The organism is Streptomyces nitrosporeus, assembly GCF_008704555.1.
GTDB lineage: Bacteria > Actinomycetota > Actinomycetes > Streptomycetales > Streptomycetaceae > Streptomyces > Streptomyces nitrosporeus.
The window spans coordinates 1,285,722-1,310,910 of sequence record NZ_CP023702.1 but is presented as its reverse complement, the minus strand read 5'-3'; the positions used below and the strand labels follow the sequence as shown (position 1 = coordinate 1,310,910).

Here is a 25,189-nt window from a genome sequence, read left to right as displayed (position 1 = left end):
CACCACGTGACGCGCACCCGTCCCGCGGACGGCCGCGAACGCCCGGCCGGTACCGGTGCCGGCCGGCTCCCCGGCGGGCAGGCGCGGGCGCCGGGCACCTCTTCCTGCCGGTGCCGTGCCTGCGGCACCGTTGACCCCGGCTTTTCGGCGGATGGAGTCCCGGAAGAGAGATTCTTGCAAAACCTACCTATCGATAGGTAGGTTTTAGGTATGAGTAACACCGCCACTCCGTCCATCCGTGCCCTCGGGCTGGGCCGGGACTTCGCCGATCGCACCGCGGTGGACCGGCTCGATCTGGAAGTGAACCCCGGGGAGGTCTACGGGCTGCTCGGCCCCAACGGTTCGGGCAAGAGCACCACCGTCCGGATGCTCACCACGATGCTCCGCCCCTCCCGGGGCAGCGCCCAGGTCGCCGGGGCCGACATCACGCGCGACCCCGGGGCGGTCCGCCGCCGCACCGGGGTCGTCCTCCAGGGCACCGCCCTCGACCCCCTCATGTCCGCCCGCGAACTGCTGCGCCTGCAAGGACGGCTCCAGTCGCTCACCTCCCGGCAGGCCCGCGTGCGCTGCGCCGAACTTCTCACCGCCTTCGACTCCCAAGCGTTCGCGGACACCCCGGTGGGCAAGCTCAGCGGGGGCCAGCGCCGCCGGGTCGACCTCGCCGTCGCTCTGGTCCAGCGCCCGGACGTCCTCTTCCTGGACGAACCCACCACGGGACTCGACCCGGCCAGCCGCCGGGGCCTGTGGGACGAGATCCGCGCCCTGGCCGCGGGCCACGGCGTCACCGTCCTGCTGACCACCCAGTACCTGGAGGAGGCGGACCAGCTCTGCGACCGTGTCGGCATCCTCCGCGCCGGACGCCTCATCGCCTCCGCCGCCCCGCACGTCCTCAAGGGGGAGGCCGGCGACCGTGTCCTGACCCTGCGTTTCTGTGACGCCTCCGCCGCCGGCCGGGCCCGTGAGCTGCTCGCCGCCAGGGGCGAACAGCTCCACGTGGCCGAAGCCGCCCCGCTCACGGTGGGTATCCGGCTCACCCGTCCCGGAGCCGACGGCGAGACGCTGCTCACCCTGGCCTCCGCCGGCCTGCACGCCGAATCCCTGACTGTCGACGAGCCCAGCCTGGAGGACGTCTTCCTCCGCCTGGCCCTCACCCCGGAAGGTGTCGCCGCCGCATGAGTACGATCACCGCCACCGCCGGCCCGCCCGCCGCACGGACGTCGTGGGCGGCCCTGGGGCCGATGACCGCCCGTTCCCTCAAGTCCTGCCTGCGTACGCCCGCCCTGCTCCTCTCGCCACTGCTCACCAGCGCGTTCTTCATGATCATCTATGAAGGGCAGTTGTCCTCGGTCGCGGCCGCGACGGCTCCCGGTGGCCGCTACATCGATGTCGTTCTGCCGTTGTGCCTGCTCACCACCGCCTTCACCGGCGGCGCCACCGCGGGACAGCTGCTCGTGAGCGACATCGGCTCGGGCTATCACGCACGGCTCTGGCTCACCCCGGTCAGCCGGTGGGTCCTCGTCACCGCGCCCGTCCTGGCGGGGGTCCTGCTCCTGACCGTCCAGGCCGCCGCGCTCACCGGGCTCGGCCTGCTGCTGGGCCTGGACCCCGTCCCCGGAGCCCCGGCCCTGCCGGCCCTCATCGGCGCCACCGTGCTGCTGGGAACGGGATTCCTGCTGCTGGCCGCAGCGGTCGGCCTCCACACCGGCAGCAGCTCGGCAGTCGGCTCCGTGACCCTGGTCTTCTTCCCGCTCTCCTTCTTCACCGCCACCTTCGTCCCGCGTGACCGGCTCGACGGCTGGATGGCCCACGCGGCCGACATCAACCCGCTCACCCCGCCGCTGGAAGCCATGCGCGGCCTGCTCACCTCACCGTGGAGCGAGCAGGACCCGCTGCCGGGCGTCCTCGTCGCTCTCGCCGTCCTGGCGGCGGGCGCAGCCGCGGCCCACCTCGCCCTGACCCGCCGCACCCGTACAGGAGTCTGACCACCATGCCCCGCCAGACCGACACCCGCGCCCGTGCCCGCGACGAGTTCGCCCGCCGCCTCGCCGACCACGGCTACCCCGGCGTCTCCCTCGACGACATCGCCAGAGCCGTCGACGTGAAGAAGGCCAGCCTCTACCACCACTTCCCCGGCGGAAAGCCCGCCCTGTTCATGGAAGTGGCCCACCACTACACCGAGGAAGCCGCAGCCCTCCTCCAGGGAGCCCTCGCCACCCCCGGCACCCTGCGCGACAAACTCCTCGCCCTCGCCGCCTCCTACGCCCGGGGCACCTACAACTCCGCACTCAGCAACCAGATCTACTACGCCACCCGCCACCTCGACGACGACCGGCGCGCCGAGGTCTCCCACGCCTACGTCCGCGGCCTCATCCAGCCCGTCACCGACCTCATGACCCAGGCCGTGGCCACCGGCGAACTACGGGAAGCCGACCCCGGATTCCTCGCCACCGCCTTCATGGAACTCGCCGCCACCGTCCGCCCCCCACAAGACGACAGCACCCCGGCCACAGCCGACCGCCTCGCCCAGGACGTCGTCGACCTCTTCCTGCGAGGAGCCGCCCCCGACACCCCCTGATCTGAACTCCCGGCCCCCGGCTGCCCGGCCGAGTCCCCGCGTTCCCGGGTGTCCGAGGAGCCGGGGCCGCCCGGCGAATTCCCGGCACCGCGCCCCGCTGCCCCTGGCCGGACGCCGGTCCTCCCGCGGAGCGTCACGCGGTGCGGCACCACGGCCGGGCGCCCGCGGTGCCGGACAGGGGCTCGTCGTCCGGCACCGCGGGCACGCCGTCCGTCAGCGCCAGGGGCCGGTCACCGCGAACGTCGTCCCCGGGGTGTAGCAGTTCACGTACATCGTCCTGCCGTCCGGCGAGAAGGTGACCCCGGCGAACTCTCCCCACTCCGGAGCCTCTTCGGTCCCGGTGTTCTGCCTGCCCCGCGCCATCGGATAGACCTCGCCGCGCCGGGTCACCCCGAACACGTGCTGGGCGCCGCCGCCGTCCTCGCACACCATCAGACCGCCGCCGGCGGCCAGGCAGATGTTGTCGGGGGACTCGCCGGGCAGGCCGATGTCCGTGTCCGGCCCGAAGACGACCACCAGCGTCAGCCGGCGGCGCTCCGGTTCGTACCGCCAGACCTGGCCGAAGTGGTCGGCCGCCGACCCCTCCGTGCTGCGCGCGAAGCTGGAGACGAAGTAGACGGACGAGCCGCCCCAGTAGCACCCCTCCAGCTTCTGGGCGTGGGTGATCCCCTTCGGGCCGAAGTCCTGCAGCCGGATCGGCGTGCCGGAGGCCTGCGGGTCGGGTACCGGCACCCATTCGACCCGGTCGAACGCGGTCCCCGTCTCCCGGACGGCGGACAGGTCGGGCACGCCGGGGACCCGCATCGCCTGGAGGGCACCGCCCGCCCGCAGCGAGCCCGTACCCCCGAGCGGCTTCCTCGGCAGGAAGCGGTAGAAGAGTCCGAACGGATGGTCGAACGCGTCCTCGGTCTCGTAGACGATCCCCTTCCGCGGGTCGACGGCGACCGCTTCGTGCTGGAAGCGGCCCATCGCGGTCAGCGGGACGGCCCCGGTGCGGCGGGGATCGGCGCCATCCACCTCGAAGACGAAGCCGTGGTCCTTCGTGTACCCGTTGGTCCCCGCCCTGTCCTCGGTCTCCTCGCAGGTCAGCCAGGTGTTCCAGGGCGTCGGACCGCCCGCGCAGTTGACGGCCGTACCCGCGATCGCGACCCGCTCGCCGAGAACTTCCCCACCGGGACCGAGCTCCAGCGTGGTGCAGCCGCCCTTGCCCATCGGGTCGTACGTGAGGCCTTCGGCCGTCGGGACGCCGATCCTTCCGGTGTGCCGGTTCTCGTGGTTACGGACCAGGTGGGTCCGGCCGCGGCGGCCGGAGAACGCCGCCATGCCGTCGTGGTTGCCGGGCACCAGGCCCTCGCCGGAGCGCAACGGGTCGCCCTCCCGGGAGAGGACCCGGTAGCGGAAACCTTTCGGCAGGTCGAGCAGGCCGTCCGGGTCGGGGACGAGCGGGCCGTAGCCGGCGTGGCCGCGGGCGGTCGCGGTACCGGCGAAGAGCTCGCCGAAGGCCCCGGAGAAGCTGATCGCGGCGACGGCCGCGCCGCTCCCGGCCAGGACCTGTCGTCGTGTCGCGAGACGTCTGGGTGCGGATGACATGAGGCAACTCCCTGTTGGCGGACAGGTGATATGACGTTGTCGGGATCACCTCTGCCCGATCGGACACCGCGCCGAACGTCGCCGTGGCGCCCGGGGCCGGATCCGGCTGGTCCGGCCGGGTGTCCGCCGGGCTGTCCGGCCGTCCGGCCCGGTCAGGCGGGGAGCAGCAGCCGGAAGACGCAGCCGTGGCCGGGCCGGGTGTCGAGTTCGAGCCGTCCGCCGTGCGCCTCGGCGATGGTGGAGGCGATGGACAGCCCGAGACCGGAACCCGGGTGGGGACCGGAGTGCGGGCCGGTGCCGGTCCCGGTCCCGGAGGAGCCCGCTCGTGCCGTTGCCGTTGTCGTCGCGCGGGGGGCGCGGTAGAAACGTTCGAACACCTGCTGAGCGGTGTCCTTCGCCAGCCCCGGCCCGTCGTCGGCGATCTCGACGACACACGCGGCGACGCCCTCCGGCATCGGCCGGGTGGCACTGCTGCGGCCCGGCCGCTCGGTGCCGCCGGTGTGCGGGCCCGTGCGTACGGTGCCCACCCGTACCTCGATCCGCGTACCGGCCGGAGTGTGGACGCAGGCGTTGGACAGCAGGTTGGCGATCACCTGGGCCAGCTGGTGGGGGTCGCCGAGGGTCTCGACCACGTCCAGTTCGTCCCGCTCACGGCGCCCGCCGGGCGCGCCCGCCGTGAGCGGGACCAGGCCGATGTCACGTCCCTGATGGGCGACCCCGGCGGCGCTGACACCGTCGGCGGCCAGTGACAGCAGGTCCACGGGCTCCCGCTGGACGGCCGGGGTGTGGCCGAGGGCGGCCAGCAGGAACAGGTCGTCCACGAGCCGGCTCATCCGGCCGGCGTTCCGGGCGATCAGTTCGTGCGCCTCGCGCCGCCGGGCCCCGGACGTGCGGGGCTGTTCCAGCAGCAGTTCGGCGAATCCCTGGATGGAGGTGAGCGGGGTACGCAGCTCATGGCCCGCGTCTGCCATGAAACGCCGCAGCCTCTGCTCCGACGCGTCCTTCCGGCGCAGCGCCGCCCGCAACTGGTCGAGCATCGTGTTGAAAGCGATGCCGAGCCGCCCGGCCTCCGTGCCCGGGTGCGTGTCCGCGAGGCTCAGCGACAGCTCACCGTCGGTGATGCGCCGGGCGGTGCGCTCCATACGGTCCAGAGGGCGCAGCCCCAGGCGTACCGCCGCGCTGCCGAGCAGCATCACCCCGCCGGCCGCGACGGTGCCGACGGCCAGACTGAACCAGAGCAGTTTGGACGTCGCACCCTCGACGGTGTCCAGGGGCAGCGCGACGACGACGCGCCGCCCGTCGGGGCCGGTGTCGGCGATCACCCGCCAGTCCGTCCCCCCGTCCTCGTCCGGCAGGGTGGCGGGCCGCCGGTCCTCGGCCGTCAGCGCCGACACGGTCGCGGGCAGCCGGGGGGCGCCGGCGCCGTCGCCCAGCGAACCGGACAGGAGCCGCCCGTCGGACCCGTAGAAGAAGACCCGGTAGTCGGACGGCAGCACGTCGTCCGCGTGCGGCGCCGGCCCGGGGGGAGCACCGGTGCCCGCGCGGACGGCGGCCGGGGGCGGCGGGCGGAAGCCGGTGAGGCGGTCGTCCACCTGCCCGGTCAGCCAGGAGCGCATGACCACCAGCCCGGCCGCCTGCGACACCAGTACGGCGACCGTCGCCAGCACGGTGGAGATCAGCACGAGCCTGGTCCGCAGGGAGCGGGGCCGGGGGAGTCGCGCCCGGAGGAGGCGGGGCCGGGGGAGGCGCGGCCCCGGGAGGCGCGGCCGGGACCTCACGCCGATCCCTCGCGCGGCAGCCGCAGGCAGTACCCCACGCCTCGCACGGTGTGGACCAGCGGCGGGCCGGCCCGGTCCACCTTGCGGCGCAGGTTCTTGATGTACGTGTCGACGATGCGGGTGTCCCCGGCGAAGCCGTACTGCCACACCTCCTGGAGGATCTCCCGCTTCTCCAGCACCTTCTCCGGGTGGGACACCAGGCACACCAGCAGCCGGAACTCCGTCGGGGACAGCTCCACCGGCCCGCCCGCCCGGCACACCGTGTGCTTGCCGCGGTCGACGACGAGGTCGGCGTACCGCAGCGGGGGCTCCTCGGCCGGGCCCGGCGACGTGCCTCCCGTGCGGCGCAGGATCGCACGGATGCGCAGCAGGATCTCCTGGATGTGGAAGGGCTTGGTGACGTAGTCGTCACCGCCGGAGCTGAGCCCGATGATGCGGTCCTCGACCTCGGTGCGGGCGGTGAGGAACAGAACCGGCGTGTAGACCCCCCGGGCGCGCAGGCCACGTGTCACGGCGAAGCCGTCGGTGTCGGGCAGCATCACGTCCAGCACGATCAGGTCCGGGCGGCAGCGACCGGTCTCGGCCACGGCCTCCTGCCCGGACGCCGCCGACGCGACGCTGTATCCGGCCGCCCGCAGGGCCGAGGTGAGCAGGGTGCGGATGCTCGGATCGTCCTCGACGACCAGGACGGTGTGCCGGGCGGACTGAGCGGCCATCGGGCAGGTCACCTCGGAGAACGCGGAGGGGTACGGACAGGAGGCACGCCGGGCCGGGCGGTGCGCGGCGATGGTAGCGGGCGAACTTGTGAGGCCCCCGGGGGCCCGGACCCGGACCTCTCGTGCCGTGCCCGGACGGGCGGGAAGGTGTACGGCGCGGCGCGCGTACGGCGGAGCCCCGGGCACCAGGAGCGTGGACGCGTCCTGGGGGCCCGGGGCCCCGGTGTCAGCCGGTCACCTCCTTGTCCTTCGCCAGAGCCGTGGTGCGCTCGGTGACCGTCGTGCGCAGCGCCTTCACGGCGGTGGAGACGTCGGCGGCGGGGACCCCGGCCCGTTCGGCCTGCTCCGCGATGTCCTCCAGGGCGTCGGTCGCCTCGCCCGACGCGTAGAACGTCTCGTACAGATCCCGGTAGGCCTTCTTGTACACGTCGTCGAAGGCGTCGAGTCCGAGGAAGCGCTCCTTCAGGACGTGCCCCGACCGTCCGCCCGGTCCGTCCGGCATGCCTTCCGGCATCCCCTCGGGGAATCCCTCGGGCATCTCCGGCATGCCGTCCGGCATTCCCCCGGGGAACCCCTCGGGCATCTCCGGCATGTTTTCCGGCGCCCCCTCCGGCATGTCCTGGGGCATCTCACCGGGCTGGCCGGTGGCCGCGCCCCCGGCTCCGGCCGTGGAACCGGCTCCGGTCCCGTCCCCGGCCCGGCGATCGCCGCCGGGGCCGCCGCCCATGCTCATCACGTCGTCGGGCCCCGCGGTCGGGTCCCCGCTGAAGGTGAGGTTGTAGTCCCAGCCGAGGACCGAGAACTTCCCGGTGTCCAGGTCGTAGCCGAGCAGATAGTTCTTGCCCGGTCCCGCCATGTCGTCGAAGTTCATCAGCAGGTTCTGCGCGGCGACGTACGTGGCGAACGACTCGACGTCGACGTGCTCGTCGAGGTCCGCGGCGAACTCCTCGTCCGACGCCTCCTCCACCCACTCGATGAGCTTCATCACCGGTTCGAGGTCCTGGCTGCCGACCTTGTTCAGCTGGCGGAAGGACGTCTCGTAGTCGGACGGGTCGTCCCCGCGGTAGGCGAAGCTGCCGTCCGCCCTCGCCTTGAAGACCACCGAGTCACCGCCGACGGCCTCGGCGTACTCCGTATCGGGGTTCTCCACCATCAGCCGGGTCGCGGCGGGCCGGTTGTTGACCTTCAGGGTGGAGAAGCCGTACCGCTCGGCCGGTTCCCCGCTCTCCGCCATCAGCGACAGCGCCAGCGCCTCGTTCAGCGGCACCTGGGCGTTGCTGCCGGGGCGGAGCGAGATCTCCCGCTCGCCCTGGTAGGCGCGGCCCTCGACGTACTCGTCGATCTTGATGAGCCAGGGCAGTTCCTCGGGCTTGTCGGCGGAGAGGTCGTACTGCGTCATACCGCCGCCCCGGCCACCGCCCTGCGCGCCTCCGCCGGTGGCCGCGCCCCCGGCGGCTCCACCGGTGGCCGCACCCCCGGCGCCCGTACCGCCTTCCGTGCCGCCGGTGGCGCCGTCCGCCGCACCGGCGGCGCCCCGGGCCGCGCCCCCGGCGCCGGCCGTGCCGCCGCCCTGGCCCCCGCCGCCCTGCGGCATCCGCGGGGCGCCCTGCGCGGCGCCCTGGGAGGCCCGGCCGCCACCGGGCATCCCTCCGGTGCCGCGCAGGGACATCAGGGTGGAGTTCCCCTTCAGCCGGATCCCGACGTCCTCCAGGTAGACCCCGTCGATGGTCAGGTCGGCCTCGATGGACTCCTTGGACCCGTCCTCCTCGAACTCCTTCATCATCTTGTCGAAGTCCGTCTGGTCGTACTCCAGTTGGATGGAGTGCCGCACCGACGTGTCGTACAGCCCGACCGTGCCCCCGACGTCGTCCGTGATGATGTCGGCCTCGACCCGCGAGGCGGAGGTGACGTACGGGGAGACGCGGGCGTCGCCGAACACGTACACCATCACCGCGAGTCCCGCGCACAGCGCGCCGGCGGGCTTCCAGTGGTGCCGCAGCCGCACCGGTACGCGGTCGCGCAGCCGGCGCCTGCGGGCCGTACCGCCGCCCCGCATCACAGGTCGGTCGTGTCGTAACCGGTCAGCACGGTGACCCGCTGGCCGGAGGTACGTTCCTGCAGGGCGGTGACCAGGTCGCCCGGCTCGGTGCCCTTCTTCATCCGGACCGTGTAGAAGACCTCGTTCAGCGCCCCGCCCCGGATCGTCTCGGTGCTCACCAGCTCGAACTCGCTGGTGTACTTGATCAGGACGTCGCGGATGGCCGGCGTGTAGTCCTCGCCCGCCGGGACCTGGACCTTGACGACCTGGCGCTGGACGTCGAGCGCGAACCAGTTGAACTTGTGCATGACGACGACCACGACGCAGATGACGACGGCGCCGACGGCGGCCAGCGTGTAGAAGCGGGCTCCGCAGGCCATACCGATCGCCATGGCCAGGAAGATGAAGCCGACGTCCCGCGTCTCCTTGACCGCGTTACGGAACCGGACCACGGACAACGCGCCGACCAGGGAGAACGCACGGGCGAGGTTGGATCCGACGACCAGCATGATCAGGGCGACGATCATGCCGACGACGACCAGCGTCTGGACGTAGGACTGGCTGTACGACACGTTGCGGTGCGTGTACCGGTAGACGTAGCCGATGACCGTGCTCAGGACGAACGACAGCGCCATGGCCGCGACGACGTCGGCGACGCTGAACGTCCCGCTGAGTTCCTGCAGATCGAAGTTCACTGTGCTCCTGCTTTCACCGGCGCCTCGTGCACCGGCGGCTGTGGGTCGAGGGGGGTGGCGGGCGGCGGCGGACAGTCCGCGTCACCGATGTGGAAGACGGACCGGGGTGCCAGCCCGAACGCCTCGATCGACTGCACGTACTTGGAGATCCGTACGAGGTTCAGATTCCGGCGCGCGGCCAGATCCGTGATCCAGTACGGCGTGCGCTCGTCGACCTTGATCTCCATCACCGCCATGTGCGGCGGGATGGTGAACCGGTTCTCCGCTCCGGCCAGGCCGAAGTGGAAGTCGCGGTCGCGGCCCCGCACCCGCCGGTCGAAGGTCACCCGCAGTCCGGTGTCCGAGCCGCGCCCGACCAGCGCCTCACGCTGGTAACCGGTGATCGCCGTCGGCCGGAGGTTCAGCCGGACGACCAGGTCGAGCACCTCGTGCACGAAGGGCCGTTCCTTCGGCCCGTGCTCCACCGTCTCCCGGGCGTCGCAGAGCCGGCGGGCGGTGCCGTAGGGGAGGGTGATGCGGCGCTTCTGGGTGACCCGGTTGACGCGCTGCTTGATCTCGACGCAGACGGGCGACGCGTCCGTGACACCGGCCGGATCGCCGTAGTGCCGGATGCGCAGCTTGCGCCGGAACTTCAGGCCCTCGATCTTCTCCCAGTAGAACCGCAGCTGCGGGCTGTCGTAGTACAGGCTCCACACGCCGTAGCCGCCGGGCGGGCTGTTCAGGTCGCGGTCCATCCGCTCGGACAGTTCGTCACGGATCTCGGCGGCCTGGTCCACCGGCACCAGGTACTTGAGCTCGAATCTGTTGAACGCGTGCAGCCTGCTCGCCACATGCAGCGGTGGGGTGCCCTCCGGGGGCCCGGGGGCGGGTTCCCGGGGCGGGGCCGTGTCGGGTCGCGACACCATGCGCCTCCTTACGTCTACGTGCCGGACCGGCCGGCCCGTGACACGCAACCAACGGCGCATGAGGAAGCGATGAGAAACGCGGGTGTATTGCAGGAGGATCCGAGAAGGCCGGAAGGTGAACACGGTGTCCCGCCCGACGCGGACGGTGCCCTTTTGCCCGGGGCGGTGGGGCGGCGGGGCGTCTGCGAGTCCCAGGCGGGCCGTACGTCGGAGTGTCCCGGGGCGGGCCGTACGGCCCCAGGACACGCGCGGGGCCCCGGGGAGCGGCCTTCGCCGCTCCCCGGGGCCCCGCGGTCCGTCCCTGGGATCAGACCAGCGACGCGGTGAGCGTGATCGTCGTGCCCGTCAGGGCCTGGCTGACCGGGCAGTTGGCCTTGGCGTCCTCGGCGGCCTTGACGAAGCCCGCCTCGTCCAGCCCCGGGACCTCGCCCTCCACCGTGAGGTGGATGCCGGTGATGCCCGTACCGGGCTGGAAGGTGACCTCGGCCTTGGTGTTCAGCCGGGCCGGCGGATTGCCCGCGGAGGCAAGGCCGTTGGAGAGCGCCATCGAGAAGCAGCTGGAGTGCGCGGCCGCGATGAGCTCCTCCGGGCTGGTCTTGCCGTTGGCCTGCTCCGCGCGGGACGGCCAGGAGACCGGGTACTCCCCGATACCCGAGGAATCGAGGGTGACGACGCCCGTGCCCTCGAGCAGGTTGCCCTCCCAGACGGTGTGGGCCTGACGCGTGGTAGCCATGCTGGATCCCTTCGAACGGTGAAAGCGGTCGCGTGTCGCGTACGGGCGCCTCGAAGCGCCACGGACACGGCACGCATCCCCCGAACCTACTGCCCCACCAGCCCCTTGGCGTCACGCGCCAGTGCGGTGAGACGGGAGATGGCCCGGAAGTACTTCTTCCGGTACCCCCCGTTCAGCATGTCGTCACTGAACAGCCGGTCGAAGGGGACACCGGACGCGAGGACCGGGACCTCCCGGTCGTAGAGCCGGTCCGCGAGCACCACGAGCCGCAGCGCCGTCGACTGGTCGGGCACCGGCTCCACGTCGGTGAGGCAGACCGCCGCGATCCCGTCGGTCAGCGCGCCGTACCGGCTCGGGTGGACCCGGGCGAGATGCCCCAGCAGGGCCGGGAAGTCGTCCAGCGAAGCGCCCTGCGTGGCGTACGCGGCCTTCGTGACCTGCTCCGGCGAGTACGGCGGCGGGGCCTCGGGCAGCCCGCGGTGGCGGTAGTCCTCGCCGTCGATCCGCAGGGGCCGGAAATGGGCCGAGAGGCCCTGGATCTCGCGGAGGAAGTCCGCGGCCGCGAACCGGCCCTCACCGAGCTTCCCCGGCAGCGTGTTCGAGGTGGCGGCCAGCGCCACACCGGCCTCGACGAGCCTGCTGAGCAGGGACGACACCAGGACGGTGTCGCCCGGGTCGTCCAGCTCGAACTCGTCGATGCAGAGCAGCCGGTGCCCGCTCAGGGTCTGCACGGTCTGCTGGAAGCCCAGCGCGCCGACCAGGTTCGTCAGCTCGACGAAGGTGCCGAACGCCTTGAGGGAGGGGGCCGCCGGGGTGGCGTGCCAGAGGGACGCCAGCAGATGGGTCTTGCCGACGCCGTACCCGCCGTCGAGGTAGACCCCGCGCGTCCCGGCGGGGGCGGCCGCCGTCTTCTTCCCGAACCAGCGGCGCCTGCCCGTCCCCGTGGCGTGGGCGCCGCCGAGCCCGGCCGCGAACGAGCTGAGCACCTCGACCGCCTCGTGCTGGCTCGGCTGGTCCGGATCCGGCCGGTACGTATCGAAGCGCACCGCGTCGAACCGTGGGGGCGGCACCATCTCCGCGACCAGACGGTCGGCGGGGACGCGCGGCTCGCGGGCGCACAGGGACTGCGGGGCCGTTTCGGATATGGGGCTCTGCCCCGGCACGGCGGTGGAGGAGGACGACACAACCATCCACTTTACGGCCTCGCCCGCGACGGTGAGCGGCCTCCCGGCGCGGGCGGGGCCGTGGAGGACCGTGCCAGACTGCTGCGCATGCGACGCCTGCTCCCTGTGACGGATCTGACACGTACGGCCCCCGAGGCCCCCGAGGCCCCCGGGGCTGGCCCGGGCCGGTCCGCCGACCGCGAGTGGACCCTGGACGAGCTGGCCGACGCCTACGCCTACCCCGAGGACGGGCGCCCGCTGCTGCGGGCCAACATGGTGAGCACCCTGGACGGCGCGGCCCAGCACGACGGACGCTCGCAGGGCATCTCCTGCGCCGCGGACATGCGGATCTTCGGCACCCTGCGGGGGCTGGCCGACGCCGTCGTCGTCGGCGCCGAGACCGTACGGCTGGAGGGCTACCGCCCCGCCCGCGCCCGGGAGGCGTTCGCGGCCCGGCGCGCGGCCGCCGGGCAGGCGCCCGCGCCCGCGATCGCCGTCGTGACCGGCAGCATGGACCTGGACTTCTCGCTCCCGCTGTTCGTCTCGCCCCTGGTGCCCACCCTGGTGATCACCGGCGCGGCGGCGCCTTTTGACCGCATCAGGGCGGCCCGCGAGGCGGGTGCCGAGGTGCTGATCGCCGGGGAAGGCGCCTCGGTCGAGCCGGAGCGGGCGGTGGCGGAACTGGCCGCCCGGGGCCACACCCGGCTGCTGACGGAGGGCGGGCCGCGGCTCCTCGGGCAGTTCGTGGCGGCCGGGGTGCTGGACGAACTCTGCCTGACGATCTCGCCGATGCTCACCGCGGGAAGCGCTCAGCGTATCGCGGGAGGGCCCGCCATGGAGGTGCCGGAACGTTTCTGTCTCACTTCCCTGCTGGAAGAGGCAGGATTCCTTTTCAGCCGGTACGGAAAGATCTGACACGTACCGGAATTTGCCTCTCCGGTTGGCTCCGGATGGGCAGACTTGGCTCCGACTCCCCGTGCGATTGCGGGGAAGGATGGTTTCGGCAACAGCGGCCGCCCACGGCCGCAGGGATGAACCGAAGAGATGAAGCGGAAGGCGCCTGTCGTGTTCACAAGCGTTTTGATGATCGAGAAGCCCCTGACGCCCGAGGACGTGGAGTTCGTCACCACCCTCCACGGTGAGGAGCAGATCTCGTTCGTCGTGCTCATGCAGCCCCGCGGCGACCAGGCCGACGTACTGCTGCGCGCGATCGACGACGTGGCCCTCGGTGAACTCAAGGACGCGGTCCGGGAGAACGAGGAGCCGGAGGGCAGGGCCGCGCGGGAACCGGCCGCGATCGCGCTGGAGTACTCCCTCCAGGAGCTGCGCAAGGCGGGGGCGGAGGCCGTCGGGCAGGTGATCGAGGACCACCCCCTGGACGCGCTGAAGACCGTGGTCGAGGAATCCGGGGCCGACGAGGTCATCGTGCTGACGGCCCCGCACTACGTCGAGGAGTTCTTCCACCGTGACTGGGCGTCACGGGCCCGTCACAAGGTCGGTGTACCGGTGCTCAAGCTCTTCGCGCACAACGAATAGGCTGGGGGCTCGCGGATCCGGGCGGCTCCCGGCCGCGGCCACGGAACCCACACCACCCTCGGAGGACCCTCAGATGGCACCCGGTATCCCCGCCGCCCTGGAACGGCCGCACTTCATCGGCATCGGCGGCGCCGGGATGTCGGGCATCGCGAAGATCCTCGCCCAGCGCGGGGCCAAGGTCGCCGGCAGCGACGCCAGGGAGTCCGCCACCGCCGAGGCCCTGCGCGCGCTGGGGGCGACCGTGCACATCGGGCACACCGCGGGCCACGTGGCGGACGACGCCTCCTGCGTGGTCGTCTCCAGTGCCATCCGCCCGGACAACCCGGAGCTGGTCCGGGCCGCCGAGCTGTCCCTCCCGGTCGTGCACCGCTCCGACGCGCTGGCCTCCCTGATGGACGGGCTGCGGGCCATCGCGGTTGCCGGTACGCACGGCAAGACCACCACCACCTCGATGCTCGCCGTCGCCCTCTCCGGGCTGGGCCTCGACCCCTCCTACGCGATCGGCGGCGACCTCCAGGGCCCCGGCACCAACGCCGCGCACGGCGAGGGCGACATCTTCGTCGCCGAGGCCGACGAGAGCGACCGCAGCTTCCACGCCTACGCTCCGCAGGTCGCGATCGTCCTCAACGCCGAGCTGGACCACCACGCCAACTACGCCTCGATGGAAGAGATCCACGAGTCCTTCGAGACCTTCGTCGGCAAGATCCTCCCCGGCGGCACCCTCGTCGTCTCCGCCGACCAGGCCGGTGCGGTCGAGCTCACCCGGCGGGTCCGCGACCGTGACTCCCTCACCGTCGTCAGCTACGGCGAGGCCGAGGACGCCGACGTACGGGTGCACGGGATCACCCCGCACGGGCTGACCAGCGAGGTCGCCGTCGTGCTGGGCGGCGAGCACCTGGTCTTCACCGTCTCCGTGCCCGGCCGGCACTACGCGCTCAACGCGGTCGCCGCGCTCGCCGCGGGTGTCGCCCTCGGCATCCCCGCCCGCGACCTGGCCGCCGCCCTCGGCACGTACACCGGGGTCAAGCGCCGCCTCCAGCTCAAGGGCGAGGCGGCGGGCGTACAGGTCATCGACTCCTACGCGCACCACCCCACCGAGATGACCGCCGACCTGGAGGCCATGCGGGGGGCCGCGGCCGGCTCCCGGCTGCTGGTCGTCTTCCAGCCGCACCTCTTCTCCCGCACCCAGGAACTGGGCGCCGAGATGGGCCAGGCCCTCGCGCTCGCCGACGCCTGTGCCGTCCTGGACATCTACCCGGCTCGCGAGGACCCGCTCCCGGGGGTCACCAGCGCCCTGATCATCGACGCGGCGAAGGCCGCCGGCGCGGATGTCACGGCCGTCCACGACAAGGCACGGGTCCCCGCCGTCGTCGCGGGAATGGCGAAGCCGGGTGATCTGGTTCTCACCATGGGAGCGGGCGATGTCACCGACCTCGGCCCGCAGATCCTGGACCACCTGTCGAACTGAGGAGCCAGCGTGTCGTACGACGTCGAGAAGCCGGACGAGGAATGGCGGGCGGAGCTCAGCCCCGCCGAGTACGCGGTGCTGCGCAAGGCCGGCACGGAGCCCGCGTTCGTGGGTGAGTACACCGACACCAAGACGGAGGGCGTGTACTCCTGCCGCGCCTGCGGGGCGGAGCTCTTCCGCTCCGACACGAAGTTCGAGTCGCACTGCGGCTGGCCGTCCTTCTACGACCCGAAGGACACGGACGCGGTCGAGCTGATCCCGGACAACAGCCACGGGATGGTCCGCACCGAGGTCCGCTGTGCCCGCTGCGGCTCCCATCTCGGTCATGTGTTCGAAGGGGAGGGGTATCCGACCCCGACCGACCAGCGCTACTGCATCAACTCCATCTCGCTGCGGCTGACGCCCGACGCGAGCTGAGCGTCCCGGGGGAGCCGGGCGCCGGAAGGGCCCGGACGCCGGGAGGTGCCGGATGCCGGAAGGGGGCCGGGCGGCTGTCGCCGCCGGCCCCCTTCCGGTGTCTGTCCGGGCCTCAGGTCTTCACCTCAGCCCTTCACCTCAGGTCTTCACGAGCTCCGCCGGCTTCTGCTGGACCGGGATCTCCCGGTGCAGCCGCTCGCCCTCGATGTCGAGGTCGGGAAGGACCCGGTCGACCGGCCGGGGCAGCCACCAGGCGGCGCGTCCCAGCAGGTGCATGAGCGCGGGCACGAGGGCCATGCGGACGACGAAGGCGTCGATGAGCACGCCGATCGCCAGGGCGAACCCGATGGACTTGATGATCGGGTCGTGCATCAGCACGAAGCCGCCGAAGACGGCGGTCATGATCACCGCGGCGGCGGTGACCACCCTCCCGTTGTGGCCGACACCGCTGACGACGGCCTCACGGGCGTCGGCCCCGTGGACGAAGTCCTCCCGCATCCGCGAGACGAGGAACACCTCGTAGTCCATGGCCAGACCGAAGAGGATGCCGATCAGCAGGATGGGCAGGAAGCTGACCAGCGGGCCGGGGGTGTCGAGGCCGACCAGGTCCGCCAGGCGGCCCTCCTGGAAGATGGTGACGGTGATGCCGAAGGTGGCGCCGATGGTGAGCAGGAAGCCCAGCGCCGCCTTGAGGGGCACCAGCAACGACCGGAAGACGAGCGCCAGCAGCAGGACGGACAGGCCGACCACCAGCAGGAGGTAGACCGGCAGGGCGTCCGCCAGCTTCTCGGAGACGTCGATGCCGACCGCGGTGGCGCCGGTCAGCGCGACGGAGGCGCCCGTGACGCCCGCCACCCGGTCGCGGATCTCGTGGACGGTCTCCTCGGTCGCGGCGGCGGTGGGACCCGTCTCGGGGATCACGGCGAGCAGGGCGGTGGTGCCCTTCTCGTTCATCTGCGGGGCGGCGACGGCCAGCACCCCGCCGGTGTCCTGGATGAGCGCCGCGGTCTCCCCGGCCGCCGCCTTCGTCGCCTGCGCGCTGTCGCCGGAGACGACGGCGACCAGACGGCCGTTGAATCCCTCGCCGAACCCCTCGGTGGTCAGGTCGTAGGCCTCGCGGTTGGGCGACCCGACCGCCTCCGTGCCCGCGTCGGGCAGGGCCAGGCGCATGTCCTGCACCGGCAGGGCGAGGGCACCGAGACCGACCACGCCGATGACCAGGACGGGGATGCGCAGCCGGGCCACGGTCCGGCCCCAGCGGAAGCCGAAGCCGGCCCCGGCGGGAGCCGCGGGCGTCCCGCCCGGCGCCCGCTGCTTCCGGGGCAGGACACGGACCCCCGCGAAACCGAGGACGGCCGGCAGCAGGGTGAGGGACACCAGCACCGCGAGGGCCACCGTGGCCGCGGCGGCCAGCCCCATGACCGTCAGGAACGGCACGCCCGCGACGGCGAGACCCGCCAGCGCGATGACGACGGTCGCCCCGGCGAACACGACGGCCGAACCGGCGGTCCCGGTCGCCCGGCCGGCCGCTTCCTCCCCGTCCATGCCCTCCGCGAGGTAGTGGCGGTAACGGGAGGTGATGAACAGCGCGTAGTCGATGCCGACGGCCAGACCCAGCATGAGCGCCAGGATGGGCGCGGTGCTGGTCAGCTCCACGGTGCTGCTGAGGGCGAACAGCCCGGCCATACCGGCCCCCACCCCGATCAGGGCGTTCAGCAGGGTCATGCCGGCCGCCACCAGGGAACCGAAGGTGAGGACCAGGACGAGGGCGGCGACCGCGACACCGATGACCTCGGTCGAGCCGATCTCCGGCACGCCCCGCATGATCTCGCCGCCGTGCTCGACCCGGAGCCCCTCGGCCGAGGCGCCCGCCTCGGAGAACGCCTCCCGCTGCGCGTCGGTGATGTCGTCGACGACCCCGTCGAACTGCACCTGCACCAGGGCGTAACGGCCGTCCTGGGAAACGGCCTTGGAGACGAACGGGTCGACGGCCGCCAGGACGCCGGGAACCTTCGCGGCCTCCTCGGTCACCGGCGCCACGGCGGCGGGCGTGAGCTTTTCGCCCTCGGGCGCGGCGACGACGATGGACCCCGTCGCCCCGCCCGCCTGCGGGAACTCCCGGGAGAGCGCGTCCATCGCTTTCTGCGACTCGGTGCCGGGTATGGAGAACTTGCTGGTGGTGGGCCCGCTGAAGACCGCGGCACCGCCCCCCAGCAGAGCGAGCAGCAAGAGCCACAGGGCGACGACACGCCCCCGGCGGCGGAAGGAGAGCCGGCCGAGCCGGTACAGCAGGATAGCCATGCGGAAAAGGCGTCTTTCTCTTCGGGCGGGACGTCTTCGGTCAGCTGTCGGGATGTCCGAGGGTTCTCAGCGCCCCCCGTACCAGTTCGGCGCGCATCGTCTCCGGGTCGGCGGCCACGTCGGAGGCGACCGTGACGGCCACCCCGCCGATCACCATCTGCGCCCGGACGAGCGCCGGGGCCTCCTTTGACCGGCCGGCCAGCGCGTGGGCGAGGCGGTCGACGTCCTGCGGGATGACGGCGAGGGCGGGATGGCCGAGCATGTCGGGGAGTTCGGCGAAGATGATCTTTATCTCCAGCCGGAAGCGCATCGCCAGGCCGACATAGGCCGTCACCGCCGGTACGACGGCCTGCTCGCCGCTCAGCGCCGCCAGCTCCCCGCCCATGGCGGCGAGGCTCTCGGCCGGAGGGGTCAGCAGTTCCGTGAGGATCGCGTCCTTGCCCGCGAAGTGGTACAGCAAGGACGCCTTGGAGCAGTTCGCCTCCGCGGCGATGTCCTGGAGCGAGGTTCCCTTGAAACCGCGCTCGGCGAAGAGGCGCAGGGCGGCGTCGAGGATGTGACGGCGCATCGGGGACGGGGGGCGTGGCATGGGTACACCGTAGCTGACCGATCGGTCAGCTTTGTGTCGCGGGGGGCCGCGGCACCGTACGACGGCGGGGGACCGGCCGGATCCGGACCCCGCCCCGGGCAGCCGCGGACCGGATCCGGCCCACGACGGCTCTACGGCTGCTCCGGGGCCTGCCCGGCGGCCTCGTGCCCGCCGGCGCTGACCAGCCCCGTCTCGTAGGCGGCGATGACGGCCTGCACCCGGTCACGGAGCCCCAGCTTGGCGAGGACACGGGCGACGTGCGTCTTGACGGTCGCCTCCGCCAGATGGAGACGGGCGGCCAGTTCGGCGTTGCTCAGCCCCCGGGCCAGCAGACCGAGGACCTCCAGTTCGCGCGGGGTGAGCGAGGCGAGGTCACGGTGCAGGACGGCGGTCTCGCCGCCCCGCCGGGTGAACCGCTGCACGAGGCGGCGGGTGATGGCGGGCGCGAGGAGGGCGTCGCCGGTACGGACCGTGCGGACGGCCGCGGTCAGGTGCTCGGGGGTGACGTCCTTGAGGAGGAAGCCGCTGGCCCCGGCGGACAGCGCCGCGTAGACGTACCGGTCGAGGTCGAAGGTGGTCAGGATGATCACACGGGGCTCACCGGGGGCGCCGGTGAGGATACGGCGGGTCGCTTCCAGACCGTCCGTCCCGGGCATCCGCACATCCATCAGGACCACGTCGGGACGGGTACGGCGCACCGCCTCGACCGCTTCGGCCCCGTCGGTCGCCTCGGCGACGACATCGATGCCGTCGGCTCCGAGGATCAGCCGGAACCCGGTGCGGACCAGGGTCTGGTCGTCGGCGAGGAGCACACGCAGCGGCTCGGTCACGGGGTCTCCAAGGGGATCAGGGCCTCCACACGGTAGCCGCCGGTCAGACGCCGGCCGGTGTTCAGACTCCCGCCGTGGACGGCGAGGCGCTCCCGCAGGCCGATCAGCCCCCGGCCGCTCCCGGCGGCCCCGCCCGGACGCCCGCCGGTGTCGGTGACCTCCACCCGGAGCCGCTTCGGACCGTACTCGACGGTCACGGCGGCGGTGGCGCCCGAGGCATGCTTCACGGTGTTGGTGAGGGCTTCCTGGACCACCCGGTAGGCGGCGAGTTCGAGGCCGGGCGGAAGGGGACGGGACGGGCCGGTCACGTTCAGGCCGACGGGCAGTCCGGCGTCCCGGACCCGTCCGACCAGTGTCTCCAGCTGGTCCAGGCCGGGCTGCGGGGCCGGCACCGCGGTGTCCGCCGGGCCGGCGCCCGCCTCCGCGCCCTCGTCGTCCATGGTGAGCAGACCCATGACGTGGCGCAGCTCGGTCATGGCCGCCCGCCCGCCCGCCTCCACGGCGAGCAGTGCCTCCCCGGCCTGCTCGGGGGCGGTGCCCATGATCTTGCGGGCGGCGCCCGCCTGGATGATCATCACGCTGACGTTGTGCGTGACGACGTCGTGCAGTTCGCGGGCGATCCTGGCCCGCTCGTGCTCGACGGCCCGGCGAAGCGCCTCGGCCTGCTCGCGCTCCAGGGCGGAGAGCCGGGTGCGGCCCTCGTCGGTCCGGAGCTTCCACGTCCGCAGGCCGACGGCGGCCACGGCCATCGGGACCAGGATCAGCAGGGCGATGTACTCGTTGGGGACGATCGGTGTCACCGGGCTCCCCGTGGTGCCGACCAGGACCACCGACACCGGCAGCGCCGCCAGGGTCGCCACCCGGTACGGGCTGTACACGGCGGCGCTGTAGACGGCGACCACGAACGCGTAGAAGGTCAGCCGCGACACGCTGTGCGGGGTCGCCAGCGTCGCGGCCGTCACGACGCACAGCACAGCGAGCGGCCAGCGGCGGCGCAGCGCCAGGGCGCCCGAGGCGACGACCGCGAGGGCCACCATGAAGACCAGGCCGCCGGTACCGGCCGGACGCGGCACGACGTACCGCACACCGGGGGCGATCTCCCGCACCACGACGTTGCCCGCGTTGTCGATGCCGTAGTAGACGGTGGTGACGGCGAGCGCCAGCGCCATCAGCACGTCGAACCGCCAGGCGCGCCGGGTGGGCCGCAACGGCGGACCGCTCGGGAGCCCGGCGCCGAGGACCGCCCGGCGGGCGGCCTCCCGCAGCCGCTCCAGCGTCGTACGCACGTCCGTCACCGGTCCATTGTCACCGCCGCGCGGACCCGCCGGCGTCCGCCCTGGCGGCCGTTCCCGCCGCACCGGATACCTCGTCCGCCTACATCGCAGGGATGACCTCCCCGGCACTCGTCCCGGCGCGGTACCGCGAAGGGTCCGGGCGGCCGACGCGCGCGGGACGTGCCCGCTCCTAGCGTTCACGCGACCGACCGACCGGCCCAGTCTGCCGGCCGGCCTGCCGACCGTGACCGAGGAGACGCTCATGACCATGCCGGTGATCGAACTGCGGGAGGTGAGCCGCCGGTACGACGACGGCCCGCCCGCCCTGCACGAGGTGTCGCTGACCGTGCGGCCCGGCGAGGCCGTCGCGGTCCTCGGACCCTCCGGCAGTGGCAAGTCCACGCTGCTCAACCTGATCGCGGGCCTGGACCGGCCCGACACGGGGACCGTCACCGTCGACGGGGTGCGGGTGGACCGGCTGGGCGAAGCCGGATCGGCGCTCTACCGGCGGTCGAAGGTCGGCATGGTCTTCCAGTTCTTCCACCTGCTCGACGACCTGACCGTCGCCGACAACGTCGCCCTGCCCGCCCGCCTCGCCGGTACGGCACGCGGCGAGGCGGACCGCAGGGCGGCGGAACTCCTGGACCTGCTGGGCATCGCCCGGCACTCCCGCGCCTACCCCGGGCGGCTGTCCGGCGGCGAACGGCAGCGCGTCGCGGTGGCCCGGGCGCTGGTCAACCGGCCGGCACTGCTCCTGGCCGACGAGCCGACCGGGGCCCTGGACACGGCTGCCGGGGAGGACGTCAGCAGGCTGCTCACCGACCTCAACGCCGAGGGTCAGACCGTCCTCGTGGTCACCCACGACCCGGCCCTGGCCCGGTCGTGCACGGACCGTACGGTCAGGATCGCCGACGGCCGGATCACCGAGGACGTCCGGACGCGGACCGTCTCCCCCGGGGCCGTCCGATGAGCGCGCTCGGCAGGGTGGTGCGTTCGGGGGTGGGACGGCGCCGGGTGCAGACACTGGTGACCGGGCTCGCCACGATGATGGCGGTGGCCGCCTCCGTCCTCGGCGGAACCCTGCTCGTGGTCTCCGGCGAGCCCTTCGACGACGCCTTCGCCGCACAGCGCGGCGCGCACCTGTCCGTGCGGTTCGACGCGGACGAGGTGAGCGCCGGGCGGCTGGAGGAGACCGGGGACGCCGAGGGGGTCAGCGGTGCGGCCGGGCCGTTCCGCACGGCGACGGTCACCCCCCGGCCGGACGGGCCGAACCCGGGGTGGCCGATGACGGTGGCCGGACGGGGCGGACCCGGAGGGGACGTGGACGCGGTGGCGCTGCTCGACGGGCGGTGGCCCGCACGCACCGGTGAGATCGCGCTGTCCGCCGACTCCGCGCTCGTCCCGGTCCTGGGCGCACGGGTCACCTTCCCCGCCCTGCCCGGCGATCCGGCGCTGACGGTGGTCGGCGTGGCCCGCTCGGTCACACGGACCGCCGACGCCTGGGTGGTCCCGTCCCAGATGCCCGCGCTCACCGCGTCCGGCAGCGGCGGCTACCAGATGCTCTACCGCTTCGCCGAGGCGGGTACCGCCGGGCACATCGCCGCGGGCGGCGAGGCCGTGACCGCGTCCCTGCCGCCGGGGGCGGCCGCCGGCGAGCAGTCATGGCTCACCGTCAGGAAGAACGCCGAGCAGGAGACCGCCCTCTACGTCCCGTTCCTCATCGCGTTCGGGGCCCTGGGCCTGGTCATGTCGGTGCTCGTCGTCGGCAACGTCGTCGCGTCGGCCGTCGGCGCCGGAACGCGCCGCATCGGCATCCTCAAGGCCGTCGGCTTCACCCCGGCCCAGGTCGTACGGGCCTACGCGGCTCAGGCGCTGATCCCGTCCGCCGCCGGCACGGTTCTCGGCGTCCTCGCGGGCCACCTGCTCGCCGTCCCCGTACTGGCCGAGGCCGGGGAGGTCTACGGCACCTCCTCCCTGGGCATCGACTTTCGGGTCGACCTGGCGGTGACCGCCGGGGTGCTCGGACTGGTGGCGGTGACCGCGTGGGCGAGTGCCTGGCGGGCCGGGCGGCTGCGCACGGTCGACGCACTCGCCGTCGGCCGTACCGCGCCGGCGGGGTACGGCCGACGGGCGGCCCGCCTGGCCGGGCGGCTGCCGTTGCCGCAGCCCGTCGCCCTGGGCCTGGCCCGGCCCTTCGCTCGGCCCGCCCGCGCGCTGGCCATGGGAACGGCGATCCTGTTCGGCACCGTCGCCGTCACGTTCACCGCGGGGATGGTCGCCTCACTGGGCCAGGTGATGAAGGCCAAGGCCCATGCGGCCGCCGACGTCGTCGTACCCCCGCCCCCGCCGGACTCCGGCCCCGGGGGCCCCCGCGCCGGGAAGCCGTCCGAGGCCGATCCCGCAGCGGTCGCCGCGGCCTTCGAAGCCGCCGCCGGGACCGGGCGGTACTACAGTGCCGCCAGGGTACGGGCGGCCGTGACCGGCCTGACCGGTACCGTCGACGTGGTCGCCTTCACCGGTGACGCCTCCTGGGGCGGCTACACGATGGTCTCGGGCCGCTGGACCGGCAAGCCCGGTGAGGCCGTGGTCCCGACCCCCTTCCTGGCCGCCACCGGAACCCGCACCGGCGACACCCTCACCCTGGAAGGCATGGCCGAGCCGGTCACGGTCCGGATCGTCGGAGAGGTCCTCGACCCCCGCAACGACGGTATGCAGGTCTTCACCGACGTCTCGACACTCACGGCCGCGCGCCCCGGCCTGACGGAGACGAGCCATCACATCGCGGTCACCCCGGGCACCGATGTGTCCCGCTACGTCGACGCGCTGAACGAGGAACTGGAACCGCTGGGGGCCACCGCCCGTACCGGTGGGCTCGGCGCCGGGGGTGACATGGTCGTCACGATCGACGCGCTGTCCGTGTTCCTCACCCTGATGCTCGTCGCCGTCGCCGCGCTCGGCGTGCTGAACGGCGTACTGCTCGACACCCGTGAGCGCGTCCGGGAGACCGGGGTGCACAAGGCCCTCGGCATGACTCCCCGGCAGACCGTCACGACGGTCCTCACCTCGGTCGTCGTGACCGGACTGGCCGCGGGTGCACTGGGCGTGCCGCTGGGCGTGGCCCTGCACGGCTGGGTCCTCCCCGCGATGGGCGACAGCGTGGGACTCCGCCTCCCCGGTTCCGTCATCGCCGTGTACCACGGGACCGAACTGGTCGCGCTCGCACTCGGCGGCCTGCTCATCGCCGTCCTGGGCGCGCTCCTGCCCGCCGGCTGGGCCGCCGGGACCAGGACCGCGACGGCCCTGCGCACCGAATAGAAGACCGGTCCCGGCCGGGGAGGGCCCGGCGCCGGAAGGCAGGGGGGCCTGCCGTTCCGGGAGGCCGGGGAGGGCCTGCCGGGCGGGTCAGCGCCCCCGGTCCTCGTCGCGCTCCGCACCCACCTCGGCCCGCAGCAGCGGATGAGCGACCCCCGGGAACACCCGCGCCTGCACGGCCTCCTCACCCGCGCCGCCCCGGACCGCCGCCCCGGCGACGCCCCACGGCCGGCCGGGCAGGCGGACGGCCAGCGTGTACGAGGCCGGGCAGCCCAGGCACTCGTAGCGGTCCGCCCACACCTCCACGTCCGTGACACTGCCGGGGTAGCGCTTCACATGCCGGTGCCGGGCGTGACAGCGGTCGCACGTCCCGCCCGGCTCGCAGGTGCTGCCGCACGGGCAGGGCACATCGAGCGACTCGGCCGGCTCCCACCGCTGGACCAGTACGGCGGCGCGGGTTGCGGCCGTGTCCTTCATCGCCTTCAGATTGCGCGCCGCGACGTTGTACGACTCGCCGGTCGCGGCCATCCGGTCCCTGATGACGTCCTTGCGTCCGCGGTTCGTCGTCATGCGTGTCCTCCTGGGTCGCGCGCAGCCCGTCAGGAGGCCCACGAAATCGTCCTGACCACGGTACCCGCCGACGCCGCCGCACCCGTCCCTGGCTCCGGGCCCGCCTGCGTGCGGCGGGCCCGCACCGGCTTCAGGTCAGCCGCATTTCAGTTCTTTCTGGGTGAAGGCGACGAACTGTTTCATCAGGTCGGTGAAAATGCGGCGGGATTCCTCCGCTCGATCTCCCTTTTTCGGCAGATCGTGTACGTAGAGGCTCATGTCGATATACTTACCCGGGGTGTCGGGTCCCTTGGAGGGCTCGCAAACGATGTACGAAGCGGCCCCGTTGTGCCAGACGATGCCTTTCTTTCCGGCGTCGATCGGGGCAGGTCCCAATTTTTCCCATGTGGTCCAATCGACCAGTTCCTCGAAGTCAACCCTGCGGGCATCGGCCGTGAAACTTGCCGCACCGTCGATCTGTAGGACGCATGTGGCGTACTCCGATTCCTCCACAGGGAAGAACGGGCGCATGCTGTAGGTGTCGAACTCGGCTTCTTTCCCGGGTGGCAGGAGCGGTGACACCTCTTTCGAGGCGAAGGCGTCCCAGCAGATCCGCGCGGGAAGTTCCGGGGCCGCCTCGACCTTTTCGGAGCATCCGGTGAGAAGCGTGACCAGCACTGTCGATGCCAACGTGGCTGCCACCCTCGCGAGTTGCCGCAT

At 72.8% G+C, this 25,189-nt stretch carries 23 protein-coding genes; 9 read left to right on the top strand and 14 right to left on the bottom strand.

What is annotated here, in order from left to right:
- The first annotated feature begins 210 nt into the window (after positions 1 to 210).
- From CP967_RS05720 to CP967_RS05710, 3 genes are read left to right on the top strand one after another with little or no spacing between them, the layout of a single operon-like run.
- Complete coding sequence (locus CP967_RS05720) at positions 211 to 1,176, top strand: ABC transporter ATP-binding protein (RefSeq protein WP_150486902.1); 966 nt, start codon at positions 211 to 213, stop codon at positions 1,174 to 1,176.
- Positions 1,173 to 1,982 carry an ABC transporter permease gene (locus CP967_RS05715; RefSeq protein ID WP_150486901.1) on the top strand — a complete coding sequence of 270 codons (810 nt, stop codon included), beginning with the start codon at positions 1,173 to 1,175 and terminating at the stop codon, positions 1,980 to 1,982. Before CP967_RS05720 ends, CP967_RS05715 begins: the two co-directional genes overlap by 4 nt.
- Before the next feature lie 5 nt (positions 1,983 to 1,987).
- Positions 1,988 to 2,575, top strand: coding sequence for a TetR/AcrR family transcriptional regulator (locus CP967_RS05710; protein WP_150486900.1), 588 nt, complete (start codon positions 1,988 to 1,990; stop codon positions 2,573 to 2,575).
- Positions 2,576 to 2,788: 213 nt separating this feature from the next.
- Here the strand turns inward: CP967_RS05710 and CP967_RS05705 are convergent, their stop codons facing one another.
- From CP967_RS05705 to zapE, 8 genes are all read right to left on the bottom strand, one after another.
- A complete protein-coding gene (locus tag CP967_RS05705; protein ID WP_150486899.1) occupies positions 2,789 to 4,165 on the bottom strand; it encodes an alkaline phosphatase PhoX in 1,377 nt (458 codons plus the stop codon).
- A gap of 152 nt (positions 4,166 to 4,317) precedes the next feature.
- Positions 4,318 to 5,847 carry a HAMP domain-containing sensor histidine kinase gene (locus CP967_RS05700; RefSeq protein ID WP_229888475.1) on the bottom strand — a complete coding sequence of 510 codons (1,530 nt, stop codon included), beginning with the start codon at positions 5,845 to 5,847 and terminating at the stop codon, positions 4,318 to 4,320.
- A gap of 92 nt (positions 5,848 to 5,939) precedes the next feature.
- Positions 5,940 to 6,659 carry a response regulator transcription factor gene (locus tag CP967_RS05695; protein ID WP_150486897.1) on the bottom strand — a complete coding sequence of 240 codons (720 nt, stop codon included), beginning with the start codon at positions 6,657 to 6,659 and terminating at the stop codon, positions 5,940 to 5,942.
- Positions 6,660 to 6,885: 226 nt separating this feature from the next.
- Positions 6,886 to 8,715, bottom strand: a complete 1,830-nt coding sequence (locus CP967_RS05690) for a CotH kinase family protein (RefSeq protein ID WP_150486896.1) — start codon at positions 8,713 to 8,715, stop codon at positions 6,886 to 6,888.
- On the bottom strand, positions 8,715 to 9,392 hold the full coding sequence (locus CP967_RS05685) for a DUF4956 domain-containing protein (RefSeq protein ID WP_150486895.1): 678 nt from the start codon (positions 9,390 to 9,392) through the stop codon (positions 8,715 to 8,717). Before CP967_RS05685 ends, CP967_RS05690 begins: the two co-directional genes overlap by 1 nt.
- Entirely contained in the window at positions 9,389 to 10,294 is a 906-nt protein-coding gene (locus CP967_RS05680; protein WP_373300404.1) for a polyphosphate polymerase domain-containing protein, read from the bottom strand. The genes CP967_RS05685 and CP967_RS05680 overlap by 4 nt, the downstream gene beginning before the upstream one ends.
- Positions 10,295 to 10,604: 310 nt before the next feature.
- Entirely contained in the window at positions 10,605 to 11,030 is a 426-nt protein-coding gene (locus tag CP967_RS05675) for an OsmC family protein (protein ID WP_150486893.1), read from the bottom strand.
- Positions 11,031 to 11,116: 86 nt separating this feature from the next.
- Positions 11,117 to 12,220: a cell division protein ZapE gene (zapE, locus tag CP967_RS05670; RefSeq protein ID WP_150486892.1), complete on the bottom strand. Its 1,104-nt coding sequence runs from the start codon at positions 12,218 to 12,220 to the stop codon at positions 11,117 to 11,119.
- A gap of 81 nt (positions 12,221 to 12,301) precedes the next feature.
- Between zapE and CP967_RS05665 the strand changes: the two genes are divergently transcribed.
- The 4 genes from CP967_RS05665 (at position 12,302) to msrB (ending at position 15,614) form a co-directional block, all read left to right on the top strand.
- On the top strand, positions 12,302 to 13,108 hold the full coding sequence (locus tag CP967_RS05665) for a pyrimidine reductase family protein (protein ID WP_150486891.1): 807 nt from the start codon (positions 12,302 to 12,304) through the stop codon (positions 13,106 to 13,108).
- 168 nt (positions 13,109 to 13,276) lie between these two features.
- Positions 13,277 to 13,729: an indole-3-glycerol phosphate synthase gene (locus CP967_RS05660; RefSeq protein ID WP_190175143.1), complete on the top strand. Its 453-nt coding sequence runs from the start codon at positions 13,277 to 13,279 to the stop codon at positions 13,727 to 13,729.
- A gap of 73 nt (positions 13,730 to 13,802) precedes the next feature.
- On the top strand, positions 13,803 to 15,197 hold the full coding sequence (gene murC, locus CP967_RS05655; protein WP_150486889.1) for a UDP-N-acetylmuramate--L-alanine ligase: 1,395 nt from the start codon (positions 13,803 to 13,805) through the stop codon (positions 15,195 to 15,197).
- Between the two features lie 9 nt (positions 15,198 to 15,206).
- Complete coding sequence (msrB, locus tag CP967_RS05650) at positions 15,207 to 15,614, top strand: peptide-methionine (R)-S-oxide reductase MsrB (RefSeq protein WP_150486888.1); 408 nt, start codon at positions 15,207 to 15,209, stop codon at positions 15,612 to 15,614.
- Between the two features lie 138 nt (positions 15,615 to 15,752).
- On the opposite strand, the gene CP967_RS05645 is transcribed toward msrB, so the two are convergent.
- The 4 genes from CP967_RS05645 to CP967_RS05630 form a co-directional block, all read right to left on the bottom strand.
- Positions 15,753 to 17,915, bottom strand: a complete 2,163-nt coding sequence (locus tag CP967_RS05645) for an MMPL family transporter (protein ID WP_150486887.1) — start codon at positions 17,913 to 17,915, stop codon at positions 15,753 to 15,755.
- Between the two features lie 40 nt (positions 17,916 to 17,955).
- The gene (locus CP967_RS05640; RefSeq protein WP_150486886.1) at positions 17,956 to 18,504 is read right to left on the bottom strand and encodes a TetR/AcrR family transcriptional regulator; all 549 of its coding nucleotides are present in this window, start codon (positions 18,502 to 18,504) and stop codon (positions 17,956 to 17,958) included.
- Positions 18,505 to 18,635: 131 nt separating this feature from the next.
- Entirely contained in the window at positions 18,636 to 19,334 is a 699-nt protein-coding gene (locus CP967_RS05635; RefSeq protein WP_150486885.1) for a response regulator, read from the bottom strand.
- Positions 19,331 to 20,599, bottom strand: coding sequence for a sensor histidine kinase (locus tag CP967_RS05630; RefSeq protein WP_150491716.1), 1,269 nt, complete (start codon positions 20,597 to 20,599; stop codon positions 19,331 to 19,333). Before CP967_RS05630 ends, CP967_RS05635 begins: the two co-directional genes overlap by 4 nt.
- A 271-nt stretch (positions 20,600 to 20,870) precedes the next feature.
- On the opposite strand from CP967_RS05630, the gene CP967_RS05625 reads away from it, so the two are divergent.
- Together CP967_RS05625 and CP967_RS05620 are read left to right on the top strand one after the other, a co-directional pair.
- Complete coding sequence (locus CP967_RS05625; protein WP_150486884.1) at positions 20,871 to 21,578, top strand: ABC transporter ATP-binding protein; 708 nt, start codon at positions 20,871 to 20,873, stop codon at positions 21,576 to 21,578.
- Complete coding sequence (locus tag CP967_RS05620; RefSeq protein ID WP_190175141.1) at positions 21,575 to 23,923, top strand: ABC transporter permease; 2,349 nt, start codon at positions 21,575 to 21,577, stop codon at positions 23,921 to 23,923. Before CP967_RS05625 ends, CP967_RS05620 begins: the two co-directional genes overlap by 4 nt.
- An 87-nt stretch (positions 23,924 to 24,010) precedes the next feature.
- Here CP967_RS05620 and CP967_RS05615 read toward each other — a convergent pair whose 3' ends face one another.
- On the bottom strand, positions 24,011 to 24,490 hold the full coding sequence (locus tag CP967_RS05615) for a hypothetical protein (RefSeq protein ID WP_150486883.1): 480 nt from the start codon (positions 24,488 to 24,490) through the stop codon (positions 24,011 to 24,013).
- A 135-nt stretch (positions 24,491 to 24,625) separates the two neighbouring features.
- Positions 24,626 to 25,189: a hypothetical protein gene (locus CP967_RS05610; protein WP_150486882.1), complete on the bottom strand. Its 564-nt coding sequence runs from the start codon at positions 25,187 to 25,189 to the stop codon at positions 24,626 to 24,628.